At 33.7% G+C, this 16,601-nt stretch carries 13 protein-coding genes; 6 read left to right on the top strand and 7 right to left on the bottom strand.

The features are described 5' to 3' along the window. Nucleotides 1-76: 76 nt before the first annotated feature. The 5 genes from GQR94_RS21905 (at nt 77) to GQR94_RS21925 (ending at nt 4,237) form a co-directional block, all read left to right on the top strand. Complete coding sequence (locus GQR94_RS21905) at nt 77-712, top strand: DUF937 domain-containing protein (RefSeq protein WP_158979237.1); 636 nt, start codon at nt 77-79, stop codon at nt 710-712. Between the two features lie 68 nt (nt 713-780). Beyond that, nucleotides 781-1,239: a DUF6146 family protein gene (locus GQR94_RS21910; RefSeq protein ID WP_158979240.1), complete on the top strand. Its 459-nt coding sequence runs from the start codon at nt 781-783 to the stop codon at nt 1,237-1,239. A 30-nt stretch (nt 1,240-1,269) separates the two neighbouring features. After that, nucleotides 1,270-1,587 (top strand): DUF6787 family protein, encoded by a 318-nt coding sequence (locus GQR94_RS21915; RefSeq protein WP_158979242.1) that lies wholly within the window; start codon nt 1,270-1,272, stop codon nt 1,585-1,587. A 53-nt stretch (nt 1,588-1,640) separates the two neighbouring features. Continuing rightward, the gene (locus GQR94_RS21920; RefSeq protein WP_158979244.1) at nt 1,641-1,973 is read left to right on the top strand and encodes a hypothetical protein; all 333 of its coding nucleotides are present in this window, start codon (nt 1,641-1,643) and stop codon (nt 1,971-1,973) included. A 44-nt stretch (nt 1,974-2,017) separates the two neighbouring features. Then, complete coding sequence (locus GQR94_RS21925; protein ID WP_158979246.1) at nt 2,018-4,237, top strand: TonB-dependent receptor; 2,220 nt, start codon at nt 2,018-2,020, stop codon at nt 4,235-4,237. A 164-nt stretch (nt 4,238-4,401) separates the two neighbouring features. Here the strand turns inward: GQR94_RS21925 and GQR94_RS21930 are convergent, their stop codons facing one another. Continuing rightward, entirely contained in the window at nt 4,402-5,622 is a 1,221-nt protein-coding gene (locus tag GQR94_RS21930) for a 6-phosphofructokinase (protein ID WP_158979248.1), read from the bottom strand. A 17-nt stretch (nt 5,623-5,639) separates the two neighbouring features. After that, nucleotides 5,640-6,686, bottom strand: a complete 1,047-nt coding sequence (locus GQR94_RS21935; protein WP_158979250.1) for a sugar kinase — start codon at nt 6,684-6,686, stop codon at nt 5,640-5,642. A 155-nt stretch (nt 6,687-6,841) separates the two neighbouring features. Between GQR94_RS21935 and GQR94_RS21940 the strand changes: the two genes are divergently transcribed. Beyond that, nucleotides 6,842-7,864, top strand: coding sequence for a LacI family DNA-binding transcriptional regulator (locus GQR94_RS21940; RefSeq protein WP_158979252.1), 1,023 nt, complete (start codon nt 6,842-6,844; stop codon nt 7,862-7,864). Between the two features lie 92 nt (nt 7,865-7,956). On the opposite strand, the gene GQR94_RS21945 is transcribed toward GQR94_RS21940, so the two are convergent. The 5 genes from GQR94_RS21945 to GQR94_RS21965 form a co-directional block, all read right to left on the bottom strand. Next, nucleotides 7,957-8,721, bottom strand: coding sequence for an SDR family NAD(P)-dependent oxidoreductase (locus GQR94_RS21945; protein ID WP_013552902.1), 765 nt, complete (start codon nt 8,719-8,721; stop codon nt 7,957-7,959). 49 nt (nt 8,722-8,770) lie between these two features. Then, nucleotides 8,771-10,078: an MFS transporter gene (locus tag GQR94_RS21950; protein WP_158979254.1), complete on the bottom strand. Its 1,308-nt coding sequence runs from the start codon at nt 10,076-10,078 to the stop codon at nt 8,771-8,773. Nucleotides 10,079-10,271: 193 nt separating this feature from the next. Then, the gene (locus GQR94_RS21955; protein ID WP_158979256.1) at nt 10,272-10,991 is read right to left on the bottom strand and encodes a FadR/GntR family transcriptional regulator; all 720 of its coding nucleotides are present in this window, start codon (nt 10,989-10,991) and stop codon (nt 10,272-10,274) included. 468 nt (nt 10,992-11,459) lie between these two features. Then, a complete protein-coding gene (locus tag GQR94_RS21960) occupies nt 11,460-12,806 on the bottom strand; it encodes a RagB/SusD family nutrient uptake outer membrane protein (RefSeq protein WP_199271509.1) in 1,347 nt (448 codons plus the stop codon). 10 nt (nt 12,807-12,816) lie between these two features. Next, nucleotides 12,817-15,999, bottom strand: coding sequence for a TonB-dependent receptor (locus tag GQR94_RS21965; RefSeq protein WP_158979258.1), 3,183 nt, complete (start codon nt 15,997-15,999; stop codon nt 12,817-12,819). Nucleotides 16,000-16,601 lie beyond the last annotated feature (602 nt).

Here is a 16,601-nt window from a genome sequence, read left to right on the forward strand (position 1 = left end):
TCTTTTTCTTATCAAATTATAAAGAATTTACTTCTTTTTTGTAAATTAGAGAAAATAAAAAAACCAAAACTATAAAATGTCAGGATTATTAGATTTATTAAGTGGCCCAATGGGTCAACAATTAATTAGCGGTGTTGCAGGTCAGACTGGAGAATCAGAAGGAAAAACCGCAAGTGTACTTAGTATGGCTATGCCATTGCTATTAGGCGCTATGAAAAAGAATGTTTCTACGCCAGAAGGTGCGCAAGGATTAATGAGTGCCTTACAAGGAGGAAAACATGATGGAAGTATACTAGATAACCTAGGTGGTTTATTTGGTGGTGGAGTTGATGATGCGGTAACCAATGATGGCGCCGGAATTTTAGGTCACCTTTTAGGTTCTAAACAAGAAAGTGTTGAGAGTGCAATAAGCCAAAAAGCTGGTGTTGACGCTGGATCTGTAGGTAATATTTTAAAAATTGCAGCTCCTATTTTAATGGGATTCTTGTCAAAACAAACTTCTCAAAACAATGTTAGTGATGCTGGTGGAATGAATGCTTTATTAGGGGGTATGCTTGGTGGTCAGCCACAAGAAAACCAAAGCTTAATCACGTCTTTATTAGATGCTGATGGTGACGGTAGTATCCTAGATGATGTTGCAGGAATGGTCATGGGTTCTAGCAGTAAGAAAGGTGGCATCGGAGGACTTTTAGGAGGCCTTTTCGGAAAATAAACCTTCTTAAATAAGATCATAAAAAAGCCGGATAGTTACATATTCGGCTTTTTTTGTACCTTAATACGATGAAAAAGAAAGTAGTACACTTGAGTATTCTCCTAACAGTCGTCGCTTTAATTACGTTTAGTTGCACGAGTACTAAAACTATTAACCCTGTTTCTGAAAAAGAACAAGAAGCTTTTCATCAAACCCAAGGCGATACCATTACTATTGCAGATGAAGAAAGTGACTATGAAATTATCATTATTGAACCCGGATTTAATTTTTGGTTACAAAGCATAGCTAAATCAGAAGGGTATTATTCGCAAAACTATTTAGAGGCTAGGAATGCCATATGGGTACAAGAATGGAACCAAAGAGTGCAACAACCACAACGCTTTGATCCTAGTTTATATGAAATGACAATCAACTATGATTCATTTACAGATTACGGTTATGAAGTAAACTATAAGCTTTACAATTACTTCATTTATTTCCAAAGAAAATATAATCAACGCTTAGGTTCTTTTTATCCCCGTATATAATTTTATATTTGCAAGCGATTTAAAAATGCTATGAAAAAATTAAAAGAACGCTGGGGAATAGAATCTAACTTTGGGATCATCATGATTCTACTCGTTTTTTCAGTTACAGGATCATCAGCATTAAAAATTGCGAGACCTCTCTTGGACTATATTGGATTTACACGAGAGACTTTCGCAGATGATTGGTATTTTTCTGTGCTCTATTGGACCGTGCGTATTCTAATTATTTTTCCCATCTATCAAATTCTATTGGTTGCCTTTGGGTGGCTATTTGGGCAATTTAAATTTTTCTGGAATTTTGAAAAGAAGATGCTATGTCGCCTTGGTCTAGGCTTCTTGTTTAAATAACCTTATGCTTTTCTTAACAATTTTATAGGGTGCTGTTTTAGTACCTTTGAGAAATGGGGAATAATTTAACCAAATTTCTACTTTCCTGTATTGCAATTTCTCTTTTGGGAGCTTTAGGTATTCCTGATATCGCGAAGATATCCCATGACATTTTAGAGCATAAAGAAGAAACCTGCCATGAAAAAACTAAAGTCCATTTTCATGAAACTGAATTTGATTGCGACTTTCACAAATACCACATTACAACATATTTTACTCCAGAACTTTATAGTTGTACGTTTCTTGAACCTGTACTTCACGCTTTGCTAAGTGAAAACTTCTATTTTCTCTTAAGCGAATTTCAACAACTTCAGTCCACACTTAGAGGTCCACCTGTATATTCATAACTCCGCATTTAAAGAATTAAAATAATTTAAACTAGTTTTTAGTTATGAATAAAATTTATCTCGCATTGCTTTTAGCAATGCTAAACAGTTTTGCGTATGCACAAAACTCACTTACTGGTACAATTACAGAAACAGGCACTAATTTGCCTTTAGAACAAGTTTCCATCTATTTTCCACAATTAGAAAAGGGAGCAGTTACAGCTGCAAATGGAGTTTACAAAATTTCTAACTTACCCTTAGGAACCTACAAAATTATAGTTTCTTATATTGGCTATCAAACAATATCAAAATCGGTTATAATTAATGAGCAACAAACCATTTATGACTTCTCATTAAAAGAAAGTGCTATTGAAATGGAGGAAGTGATTGTTTCTACTCCTTTCCACAAATTACAGAGTGAGAATGTAATGAAAGTGGAGTATGCAAATATAAAAGATCTAAAAAACAAAGGCTCTATTACCTTAGCTGACGGAATTTCTACTATAGCCGGAGTAGCAAGTGTTTCTACGGGTATTGGTATTGGCAAACCTGTAATTAGGGGTTTAAATGCCAATAGAGTATTAGTGTACACCCAAGGTATTCGTTTAGAAAATCAACAATTTGGAGATGAACATGGGTTAGGAGTTAACGATGCCGGTATTGAAAGTGTTGAAGTGATAAAAGGGCCTGCCTCCCTACTCTATGGCTCAGATGCTATGGGAGGTGTATTGTATTTAAATCCTGAAAAATTTGCGCTTCCTAATTCCACTGAAGGCGATGTAAATCTTAACTTTTTCACCAATACGCAAGGCATTAGTGCAAATGCAGGTGTTAAAACATCTACAGATAACTTTCGTTTTTTACTACGTGGAGCTGTTACCTCACATACCGATTATAAGACAGGAAATGATGAACGTGTTACAAATTCTAGGTTTAAAGAATACGATATAAAATCAGGAATTGGATACCAAACCACAAATTTTAAAACAGAAGTACGCTACAATTATAATAATTCTAATTTAGGAATACCAGAAGAAATTGGTGAGCAAAGCACAGACCGATCGCCTATGAAACCAAATCAAACTATTGACAACCATATTCTAAGTTCTAAGAGTAGTTTATTGTTTAATGCTTCTAGTCTTGATATTACACTGGGCTATACTTCAAATATTAGAAAAGAATTTGAAGAGGATGAAGAGGGCGCTGCGTTACATATGAATTTAAATACTTTTAACTATAATATTCAATACCATGCCCCGAAATATGGTATTCTAGAAACTATTTTTGGTGCTCAAGGCTTACATCAATCCAATACTAATTTTGGTGAGGAACTTTTAATACCGGATGCTACCACGAATGATATTGGCTTTTTTGGCACATCACATCTTCATTTAAATGAATTTAATGACATTCAAATTGGTTTACGATATGACCATAGAAAAATTTCAGGGGATACAAACGGAATACTTGGAGAAGAAGGCTATATAGCCTCTTTAGATAGAAATTTCAGCAGTTTTAATGCCGCTTTAGGATATAAAGCAAACTTTGCTACCAATTTTGTAGCTAGGCTCAACCTAGCTACGGGATTTAGAGCACCTAACTTAGCTGAATTAACATCTAATGGAGTTCATGAAGGTACAAATAGGTATGAAATTGGAAATGCTAGTTTAAATAATGAACAGAATTTTCAAACCGATGTTGCTCTTGAATATAAGAACGAACATTTTGAAATTTATATAAACGGATTTTATAATTCGATTAACGACTATGTATTCATTGCCCCAAATGGAGATGAAATAGATGGGAACCAAGTATTTGAGTATAATCAGCAAGATGCCAATTTGTATGGTGGAGAAGCAGGAATTCATTTACACCCACATCCTTTAGATTGGCTGCATTTTGAGAGTAGTTTTCAAACAGTGCGAGGAAAATTAAAGGATAGCGATAATCTTCCTTTAATCCCTGCTAATAGTATCACGAATACACTAAGAGGAGAATTTAACAAGCGTTCTGGATGGGTAAATAACGGGTATTCCTTTATTACCTTAAAATCTGTTTTTGAACAAGATGAAATAAGTTTATTTGAAACAACAACGGATGGATACAGCCTATTAAGTATTGGCTTGGGAGGCAGTGTCACTATTTTCAATAGCCCAATAGATATTAGAATAAGCGGAAACAATTTACTTGATAAAAATTATGTATCGCACTTATCTCGTTTAAAATATGACGGTATTACTAATATTGGTCGCAATATTAGTTTAGGTATTAGCGTGCCTCTATAAGCTCGAAACAGTTACAAAGCAAAGAGCGCTTAAACCAAGGTTTAAGCGCTCTTTTTAGTTAAATTCTCAAAAAATCATCTAGTGTATTTACTAGAATTATTTACATTTAAAAAGTGATTCACTTTCTAATTGAATACCTTTAAAGCAATACATTAGATATAATGCTATGCCTCATGTAAGATATCATTAAAATAATATTCTTTAGGATTGTCAAGATATTGTTTTGCCTTCTCAAAGTCATCTTCTGATAAATAGTGTAAATTCTGGAAACACAATTTTGCGAATTCCGAATTAATATCTACCAAACGAGGTGCTATTTTTCCATCCTTATCCTGTAGATCTTTTAAATATAAAGGACTTATTTCTCCTTTAGAGTTTGCGGTAACAATACAACCACTAATTCCCTCATCATACAACTTTTTAACACCAAGACCCAATAAAGTACACAAGGTTAAATCAAACCCAATAGGTCTACAGCAACGAAGTTCATATCCTAATTCTACAGGTCTACTTTTAATATTGATGCCTAGCTCTTTTAGTTTAAGTTGTACCAACATATTAAAAATATGTGATTTACTTACATTACCAAGCTCAGGATGTCCATGGTCATCATAGGTGAAATTAATGCCACAATTTTCAAGTTCCGAATCAGGCATAATATGAAAAATCCCTTCACTAATTAAAGCTACGCCATAATTAATGTTCTCTATTTTTCGTTTGATAATGGATGAAATTATTAGACGAACAACTTTATCAAAAGTAACATCCGTATTATCAAACATTTCAGGAATAACCATCATAGGAAAATGGCAACTGGCAGCAATACCAAAGGCTAAATGCCCTGCCGATCTACCCATTGTTGACATTACGAACCAATTTTGACTGGTACGAGCATCTTCATATGTTGTATTACCAATTCTAACACCTTCATCTTTAGCTGAATGAAAACCAAACGTAGGATTCCTATCAGGTAACGGAAGATCATTATCTATGGTTTTAGGCACATGGATATTAGCAATAGCTATATTTTCTTTAGAAAGGTATGTGGTAATTCTATTAGCAGTAGAAGCGGTGTCATCACCGCCTATACTGACTAATAGTTTTACATTATTTTGAGCAAAAAGCTCCGTGTTGATTTTCTCATCACTTGGCTTAAATCTACTCATTATTAGTGTTGATCCACCACGACTGAAGATACGATCTGCATGCGCAAAATCGAATTCCTTTATTTCTGGATTTTCTGAAAAGATTCCTTTAAAACCTTCATGCAAACCAAGAACTCGATACCCATCTTTTAAAAAGATTTTAGCAACCGTACTAATGACAGCATTTATACCAGGTGCTGGGCCTCCGCCACAAATAATTAATATAGATTTAGAAGCCATTTTTATATGTTTATTAATTATCTAGCTACTCTACCAGAAGCATCGCCACCCATTAGTTTTTCAACCTCTGAAACAGTTGCTAAGTTAGCATCCCCTTTAATCGTATGTTTTAAACAAGAAGCTGCAACAGCAAAGTCCAATGCATTTTGATCATCTTCAGGGTATTTTAATAAACCATAAATTAATCCTCCCATGAACGAATCTCCACCACCTACTCTATCTACGATATCTGTAATTTGGTATTGACGTGTTTCTAACATTTTTGTACCATCATATAAAACTCCAGCCCATGTATTATGAGATGCAGAAATAGAACCTCTTAAAGTTGTAATAACTTTCTTCGCTCTTGGAAATTTCTCCATCATTTGCTTACATACAGATAAAAAAGCTTCTGCTTTTACATCATGACCATTCTTATGTACATCTAAACCTTCTGGGTGAATTCCGAAATGCTTTTCAGCATCCTCTTCATTTCCTAGAACAACATCACAATAAGATGTTAGTTCAGTCATCACTTTTTCTCTGTGAGCATCATCACAGTAGGTCCATAATTTTGCTCTATAATTTAAATCTGTTGAAATTGTAACTCCCATTTCGCTAGCAATTTTTACCGCTTCTAAACAAGCATCTGCAGCACCTTGAGATATAGCAGGTGTAATTCCTGTCCAATGAAACCAAGCAACATCTTTAAAAGCTGCTTTCCAATCTACCATCCCTGGTGTAATTTCAGAAATTGCAGAATGTGCACGGTCATAAACTACTTTACTACCACGAGATACAGCTCCTGTTTCTAAGAAATAAATCCCTAAACGATCTCCACCCCATACAATTTTATCCACGCCAACACCACGCTTGCGCATTTCCATCATAGCACATTCACCAATATCATTCTTAGGTAAACGTGTAACAAAATCTACAGGCACACCGTAGTTTGCTAATGATACCGCTACGTTAGATTCTCCTCCACCGTACACAACATCAAAGCTACTTGCTTGTGAAAATCTTAAAAATCCTTCTGGAGCTAAACGAAGCATAATTTCTCCGAACGTTACAACTTTTTTCATTTTTTAAGTATTGTTTTAAATTAAATATCAAATAGGTTAATCGATTAAGCAACTCGTCAAATAAAAATCAAAACCTCCTAATTTCCTAAGCCGTTTTGATTCCCTAACTTAATTGCAATATATTTGTTTAATCGATTAAGCAAATATAGAAAAAGTTGGCAAATAAAAAAACTACAATAAAAGATATTGCAAATGCATTAAGCATTTCTACAGCAGCTGTTTCAAAAGCATTACACGATGATTCTAGAATTAGTACTAAAACTAAAGAAGCCGTTAGAAAAGTAGCAAAAGAATTAAACTATCAACCCAATCATTTGGCTAGTGCTCTACGTCGTGGAAAAAGTAATCTGGTAGGAGTGATTGTCCCTAGAACGAATAGTAACTTTTTTTCGTCTGTTATCCAAAATATTGAGGAAGTTCTTACGAAAAAGGGGTATAATATCATCATTACACAATCTAATGAATCCTACCAAAAAGAGTGTCGGAATATTGACACCTTACTATTCACACAAGTAGATGGTATTATTGCTTCTATGGCGAACGAGACTACCCATTTGGAATATTACGAGAAAATTAAATCTAAAGGTATTCCACTTATTTTATTTGACCGTGGTGAAAACGATTTGAATGTTGATTATATCGGAATCAATGATTATGATAGCAGTCATATGATTATAGAACATTTAACACAACAAGGGTGCAAGAGGATTGCCCATATTGGAGGGTACCGACACACACGCATTTTTAACAACCGAATTAGAGGCTATATTGATGCCATTAAAAAGCATAATTTGCCTACTGATGATGAATTATTGATTGAAAGCAGTCTTACCACGGAAGACGGACGTGAGAAAATGCAACAGCTTTTAGATTTAAAAGAACGCCCTGATGCGGTCTATGTTGCAAGTGATTATGCAGCACTAGGAGCTTTACAAGTACTACAAGAAAACAAAGTTAAAGTACCAAATGATATTGCTTTAGTTGGTTTTGGAGATGAGCCATTTACCTCGATGGTGACCCCTACCCTTTCCAGTATTAATCAACACAGTGAAGAAATAGGTAAATTAGCTGCCGAAACATTTTTAAAACATGTGGATGCGACAGATTTGAAACAAACGCTTCACAAACAAATCTTAAAGGCTGAATTAATTATTAGAGATTCTTCCAAAATTCAATAAAATAAAAAAGCTACAAGAAAGAAATTAAATTTCTAAATCTTGTAGCTCTATTATTTAAAATACACTGATTAACGAAATGTTAATCTGCTATATTAGATTCCTAATGCTTGACCACCACCAATTTGGATGGTTTCTGCTGTAATAAAAGAAGCGTCTTTACTCGCTAAGAAAGAAACAACACCAGCAACATCTTCTGGCTGCCCTAATCTTCCTAACATAATATTATTTGCCCATGAAGCAAAAACTTCTGGTTTCGTTGCTTTAATCTGTGCATGGAATGGCGTATCAATAGTACCTGGAGATACTGCATTTACTCTAATTCCGTATTCTGCTAAATCTTTAGCCAATGCTCTTGTTATAGCATGAACACCTGCTTTAGAAGTACCATAAATACCAGCTCCTGGTCCACCTGCAGTCCAACCTGCGTTAGACGTATAGTTAATTATAGAAGGGTGATTTCCTTTTTTAAGAAAAGGGATTGCTGCTCTTGAAGCAAAAAATACAGAATCAAGATTTAATGCCATAACAAATCTGTAAAATTCAGTTGTCATTTCTTCAAATCTAGATCTACCACCTAAACCACCAGCATTGTTTACCAATACATCGATTCTACCGTATTTATTTCCGATAGCAGTAATATTTTCAGTTACAGCTTCGTCTTTTGTAACGTCAAAACCAAAATATTCAGCTTCAATTCCTTCAGCTTTAAGTTCTTCAACCCTTTTAGCTCCTGCTTCATCTTCGATACCGTTTAAAACAACAGTATACCCATCTTTACCTAATCTTTTTGCTACTTCAAAACCAATACCACCAGTTGCACCTGTAACTACAGCTACCATTCCTTTATTTTCACTCATTTTATTCATTTTTATATTTAAAAAACTAATTCACTTAAACTATTCTATTTTATACTTTTAAAGTTGGTTTTAACGGTTCTATTTTACCACATAATCCCCAAATACTTGCCAAAGCCAATAAAGCTAAAGCTGCACCAATAACAAAAACTGGTGTATAGTTTCCCCCTGTTGTTAACCATGGTACTAATGATGTAAGACCTGCAACAGCTAATTTTGCCGCCATACCAGAAAATCCTGAAAGCGTACCAACAGATTTTCCACCAAAGAAATCACTCGGTAATGTTTGAACGTTACCAATTGCCGTTTGAAAACCAAATAAGATAACTGCCATAATTAAAACAGCCGTAATTGGTTCTCCTGGATTAGCCATTGCCAACAACGAAGGCAACATAATAAGACACCCTAAAGTAATTACCGTTTTACGTGTTTTGTCTACCGACCAACCTGCTTTTAAACGATTTTGAGCAAACAACCCACCAAACCAGGCTCCAATCATCGCTCCTACATAAGGTACCCAACCGTATATACCGATACTTTTTACATCCATACCATAAACCTCGGACAAGTAAATTGGAATCCAGAAAACAAACAACCACCATATTGGATCTATTGCTGCCGAGGCAATGATTACGCCCCAACTTTGTTTTTTAGAAAGTAGCTCACCAGTATTTGGAGTATATCCTTCATCTGGATTTCCATCTTCATCAATATCTTGATTTCTTTGTCCGCTTAAAATATAATTACGTTCTTCATCTGAAATCCAAGGGTGTTTTTTTGGTGGATTTTTAACTAGAAACAACCAAGGAATTAACCATAATAAACCCGCTAATCCTATAATTATAAATATCATTTTCCAATCAAAATATATAGTCAAGGTGGCTATGATCGGAATAGCTATAATACCACCAATTGCAGCGCCAGAATTAAATATCCCTTGTGCTAATGCCCGTTCTTTTGTTGGAAACCACTCAGCATTACCTTTAGCAGCTCCAGGCCAGTTACCAGCTTCTGCCACACCTAAAATTGATCTAAAGATTGCAAAACTTGTTAATGAACTAGCAATAGCATGAAGAGCTGTAGCTATAGACCATACTCCAATTGACAATACAAAACCAAATCTAGTACCTATCCAATCAAATATTTTCCCAAAAATTGCTTGACCGAAAGCATAAGAGAAAACAAATATTACTGATATTGTTGAATAAATTTGTTTACGTTCAAAATCCGATTTATCCGGAAATAAATCTTCAGAAATTTGAGGCCACAATACGGTTAAAGACTGTCTGTCTATATAATTAATGACCGTTGCCAATGCTATTAAACCAACAACCCACCATCTTAATCCTTTTAATTTCATAATCTTTCCTTGAATTAATCCTATTTATATAATAATCTGAATATCAATTATTTATAATAATTAAATTTTAAATTTAGAAAATAAATTTCCACTAATAAAAATATTATTTTTTAAAAGTTACTTATTACCATAAAAATCATTCAGCTATTAACGCATTCTAATTATTGGTAAAAAAATTAGTTGCGTTTGGTATTTAATCTATTTTTATATCGTCCGTATTATAACAATATTGATACAGTGTTTTAAAATGTATTTTCATTTTTTCTTTTGCCAATTGAGGGTTTTGAGCCTTAATGGCTTCAAATATTTCTGTATGTTCCTCTATTCCTAAAAATGATTGGTTGCTATTACACACATGATACTTCTCAAAATTGGTTATAATTTCAGGAGTAATAATTAACATAAAAGTATTCATAGAACTATTACCACTAGCCCTTGCAATGGCTAAATGAAACAGTAAATCTTCTTGTACAGCATCCTTCCCTTCTTTTACTTTTATTTCATAAGCATCTAGGGCATCTCTAAGCTGTTTTAAATCTTCATCGGTTCTTCGTAATGCCGCTAATCTTACCGTTTTTAATTCCAATAAAATTCTAGTTTCTACTAAAGATTTAAAATCAGGATCCTCTAACCGTAGAATATCCTCTAGCATTCCGTCCATCGCTATGGTACCAATATTAGCGATAAAGGTTCCACTTTGTGGCTTTGAATTTAATAAGCCATAAAACTCTAATTTCTGAATAGCTCCTCGTAAATTACTACGACTTACCCCAAATTTTTCTGAAAGCATTCTTTCTGAAGGTAGCTTATCGCCTGGTTCGAGATTCTTAAAACTTATAAGCTCTCTAATATTAGATATAATTTCTTTTTGAATATCCTGATTTTCATTTTTGGAAATAATTTCTAACTTCATAATAATAAAATGGCTTCTAAAATTGGTTAACCAGATTGGTTTGCTAAAACTATAAAATTTATTTCGAGTAGAAAAACAATAATTAGATTAAAAATAAACTTGTTTCACGACTCAAAAAAAAGTTTACCACCTTGAAAATCAAGGTAGCAAAACTTTATAATCAACTAACTCTAACTCTGTCTTATATATTTTTATTTCCTAATAGTTTTTAATGTGATACTTCTAGTTCATAATACTTCACTTTGGAACATGAACCTTCATCTTTACTTTAAAAATAGTTGTCTACTTTGAAGTAATTCTTTATTGAGATATTTGATCTTTATTTACTATAAAGAAATTTTCTACCATTTAGTATGACAATTTTCAATAAAAATAAAATTTGCTCTAACATCACATTAATAAAAAAACCATTACCTTAAAATTAAATTCTATCATTCAACCTTTAAAATAATGGTTTTAAACTATTAATTAGTACCCTGGATTCTGAGTAATAACCCCTGCACTCGCTGTAATTTCGGTACTAGGAATTGGGAAAATGTAATAATCGCTACTAATCACCTGACCTATTGCAGCATCAACTGTACCCGTTCTCACCAAGTCAAACCATCTATGTCCTTCAAAAGCCAATTCTACTCTTCTTTCATTAGCTATTGCTGTTCTTACATCTGATTGAGAACTTATTGTCCCCGTTAAGCTGTTTAAACCTGCTCTTGTTCTTATAGGATCCAATAAAGGAAGAACGGTTGTAGCAGCTGCACCACTTTCATTTAAAGCCTCTGCATACATTAATATAACGTCAGTCAATCTTATCTCTATGAAATCTTGATCTAAACCTCCAGTATATTTAATTCCAATTCTTTTTACATCATCGACACTCAATGCTTTTCTTAAATCAGTTGCACCAGCAGCAGCTGTACTTGCATCAAACGCAGCAACCAAACTTGTTGTTACAGGTGAATCATTAGCTTTTGTATCGTCTCCATGAAACCAACCAACGAAGGTTGTTGAAGATGAAGAACCAGATGCAATTGAAATAGATGAAGATAATTGAGTTGCAAATAGAATCTCTGTACTTTCATCTGTTACAACGTTAGCAAAATCGCCTTCTAAGCTAACTCCAGCTGAAGCAGCTGCACTTATTACTTCTGCAAATTCCACTGCAGCATTAACGTAGTTACCTCTATACAAATACACTTTACCAAGCACTGCCTGAGCCGCAATTTGAGAAGCACGTCCACTAGATATGCCAGAATTGTCTAAATCAGAAATAGCATCTTCTAAATCTGGAATGATTACATCGTCATAAACACTATTAGCAGAAACTCTTGTTAAATCAAACTCAGGAATCTCTAAAACAGTTAACTGAGGGGTCAGTATAACAGAAACATCACCAAAAACCATAACTAACTTAAAATAAGATAATCCTCTTAAAAATTTAGCCTCCGCAATTTCTGTAGCATCAGATGAATTTGTAATTACATTATTTGCACTCAAAATCGATTTGTATAAATTGGTGTAAAATGGGCCAAAAACAGGGCCTTTCATATCTAAACCAGCTAAATCAGAGTTAAATGTTTTCCAAGATAAATAAGGATCTTCATCCGCTGCCACATTGTCTGACCTGAATTCTCCCATCATAGCTTGAGGAGTGACTACACCTGTTTGATAATAGTACGCTGCATTCAATACACCTGAAAAATCCGTTAAAGTACTAGTTTCAATATCTAAAGGAGGTGTTTGATCCAAATCATTATCACACGCTGCTAAGAGTAAAACAGATAATCCTATTATATATATTGTTTTTATTTTTTTCATAATTTATGTATTAAAAATTAACATTCACACCTAAAGTAAAACTTTTTACAATCGGACTTGCTCCTTCTTGGTATCCGTAAGTAGTTGGACCTGCATAATTAGAATTTTCAGTCTCTACACCTTCTGGATTAAATGAAGTGTAATTATCAGCCATTATATATAATAAATTTGTAGCTGCAACATATACCCTCATAGAGCTAAGTCCTACTTTACTTGTCAAATCTGAATTAAGTGAATATCCAAATGTTAAGTTTCTTAAAGCAATATAAGAGGCATCTTGAACCAATGCACCATGTACATCTCTAGTTTGCAAATAATTTAAACCATTGTTATCTGCAATACCATCACTTGTTGCATCAAAACTTGGCCCTGTTGCATCGCGAAATTGAGATTGCCAGTAAATAGGATCAATGTTATAAACTTCTGCTCCTTGAGATCCTTGCAACTGAAATGCAAAGTCAAAATCTTTATAATTCATTGTACTAGAAAGACCCCAATAAAAATCAGGTGTTGCAGATCCTAATTTTACATAATCCCCTTCATAAGTAATTTCTCCATCTCCATTTTGGTCAACAACATATTGAACTCCACTAGTATAACCAATAGTTCTAGTTGGATCCTCTATATAAATAGATTCAACCTGGCCTGCACTTTCATACCCCCACATTTCTCCAATTTCACCACCTACGTAATTTCTAAACTCAGCACCTCTATCACTTGGTCCACCATAAATTTGCCTTGGTAACTCATCAAGAGTACCCAAACTTGTGATTTCAGTTTCAACTGTAGATAAGTTTGCACTCACATTCCAAGAGAAATCTTCATTTGAGATTATCTTAGCGTTCAATTCAAATTCTAAACCAGAACTCGTTACATTACCGCGATTAAGTGCAATTGACGATGTTCCTAATACTTCAGAAACACTCTGATTAATTAACATGTTATCAACATCAGAAGTATAATAATCTACGCTCAATCTCAAACGGTTATTCAAAAATCCTGTATCAATACCATAATTTGTCTCAACGTTTGTCTGCCAAGTTAAATCAGGATTCGCAACATCACTTGGAGTCAAATATCCGGTACCAAATGCCGTATTAGTAGCTCCATAAATGCTTAAAGATTGATATGAATTTAAAAAAGAGGCAGTACCTAATGAACCTTTACTAAACCTTAACTTCAATAAACTCAATTTTTCGCTATTACTTAAGAACGATTCATTACTCACATTCCAACCTAATGAAATTGCTGGAAATACTGCAAATTGTTCATTTGATCCAAAACGAGAATCACCATCTCTTCTAATAGACCCTGAAACCAAATAACGATTATCATATGCATAAGCAACTCTACCAAATATACTTCTTCTTGATTGCGTCTCATCTATCTCTTCTGTCGAAACATCTTCAGGACTAAAGAAAGAATAATTTAAAGGAAGACCAAATGGCACATTTGTACCGTCTGAAGCAAATCCTTTAAAATATGTATTTTGAAATTCCATACCTGCTACAGCAGACAAGTCATGCTTCTCAGCAAATGTTTTAACATAGTTTAAAGTAGTTGTACTTAATATTGTAGATTTTTTGATATTTGAAATAGACAACTGAGTTTGGTTTGAACGTTGTAGACCATCTGACAATATCCCATGATATTCATAATCTTTAACATCTTGCATATCTGCCCCAAAAAGCGTTTTAATATTTAATCCATCTATAATGTCATATTGCAAATAAGAACTTACATTACCAAAATACGTTTTTTTATATCTTCGAGAATTATCAAACTTTGCAGCCACACCAGCATCACCAGTACCACCAATTCCATTTTCATTTCTTCCGTATTGCCAGTCATGAACAACATCACCTGGTTGCAAATCATAAATACTCATAGGATCTAAACCAGTACCTCTATAATCATCATCAAATGAACTACCAATATTGTTACTTGTAAAACCCGAATCAAATAATGCTTGTCTTCTACTATCCAAATCTTGAACAAAAGCAATAGATTCAGCTGTATGATAAATAGGACTAATACTATATGCGCGCAAAAGATCTCTCATGTCCCAAGGAACAATATCTTGATTTCCATAATACCCATTCATACTCACTCCTGCCTTCAATTTTTCTCCAATATTAGCATCAACATTCATACGAGCATTGTACCTTTCATAACCTTGCCCTTTTACAATACCATCAGTGCTCAAATAACCAAGTGAAGCAAAAGCTTTCAGGTTCTCAGATCCACCACTAACACTAAAGTCATGACTAACAGTACTTCCATTTTTAAAAAGATAATCCTCCATACTAACCACATCTGGAGCATTTTCATATGCATAAAGTCTATATTCCAATAAGCCTGGATCAGTTTGAGAAAGGTCATAAGCGTCTGTCTGTAATTCTTTAGCCCATTCACCTGCAGTTTTAAGCATATCAATATCTTTTACATACTTACTTGAAGTACTAGTGTAAGAATTATAGCTAAAATTAACTTTTCCTGCTTTCCCTTTTTTTGTTGTCACCAAAATAACACCATTTGCACCCAAGGAACCATAAATAGCCGCAGAAGCAGCATCTTTTAAAACCTCCATACTCTCTATATCATTTGGATTAACAGAAGATAAATCTCCTGAAATTTGAAATCCATCCACAACAATAAGTGGATTTGATGTTCCAGAAACAGATGATGCTGCTCTAATTTGAATTTTTGGCGCTGCACCTGGCTCACCACTTTGATTTTGAATTCTAACACCTGGTAATTTACCTGCTAAGGCATCATCTACACGAGCCACCTGTACAGCCGCAACATCTTCTCCTCCAATTTTGGAAACAGCGCCCGTTAAGTGAGATTTTTTAATTGTTCCGTAACCAACAACAACAACTTCTTCTAGCAAACTAGCATCTTCACTTAAAGACACATTTAGTGTTTGTTGATTTGTGATCGTCACGTTCTTATTTGCGTACCCTATTGAAGAAAAATTGATAACATCACCTTTACTTACTGATATTTCAAAATTTCCATCAAAATCAGTTGCTGTCCCCCTAGTGGTGTTAGCAACGACTACGTTTGCACCCGGTATAGGCACATTGTTTGCGTCAGAAACAACACCCTTTAATTGGTAGCTGTCTTGCGCATAAAGCGAAATATTAAGCAATGCTATTGCTATTAATAAAATTTTAGTTTTTAAATTCATTTGTGATTTTGTTACGTTAGTACTATTGAGTTAATTCAATAGGATAAAATCTCCTATGGTACTTGCTTTACATAATTGCCAAAATTTCACATAACAATGAAATTTATGCATTGATAATAATTTAGTATTGTAATGAAAAGCAATCAAAGTGTTCTTAGCTACTTCCCTAAAAAAAAGAAGTTATTAATAAAATGATGGACACATATTTGTCCTTTTTTAGCAAATTTCCTCTATGTTCATATTTTTTTAAGTTGAATATTAAATTAAGTTATTGAGTTAAATTATTGGTTACCCAAATTGGTTTACCAATCTAGATAACCAAATATATGTTATTGCTATGTTAAAAAAAAATAATTCTCTAGATTTTATGACACAAAAATAAATATGTCATAATTTTAAGTTATGTATTTTCCTAATTTGGAATATTGAAACACCCCTAATTGAGTTATGATCCCTTATAATATAAGAGCTATTATACTAATTATAACTGAAGAAAATAAAAGCAATAAAAAAATGGTTATACAAGCTGCTTTAAAATATTATTTATTTTAAAATCTTTATTTTTTTTTACTTATTTAAAAATTAGAATAATTGAATTCTTT

Origin of the sequence: Cellulophaga sp. L1A9 (genome assembly GCF_009797025.1) — a bacterium.
Classification (GTDB): domain Bacteria; phylum Bacteroidota; class Bacteroidia; order Flavobacteriales; family Flavobacteriaceae; genus Cellulophaga.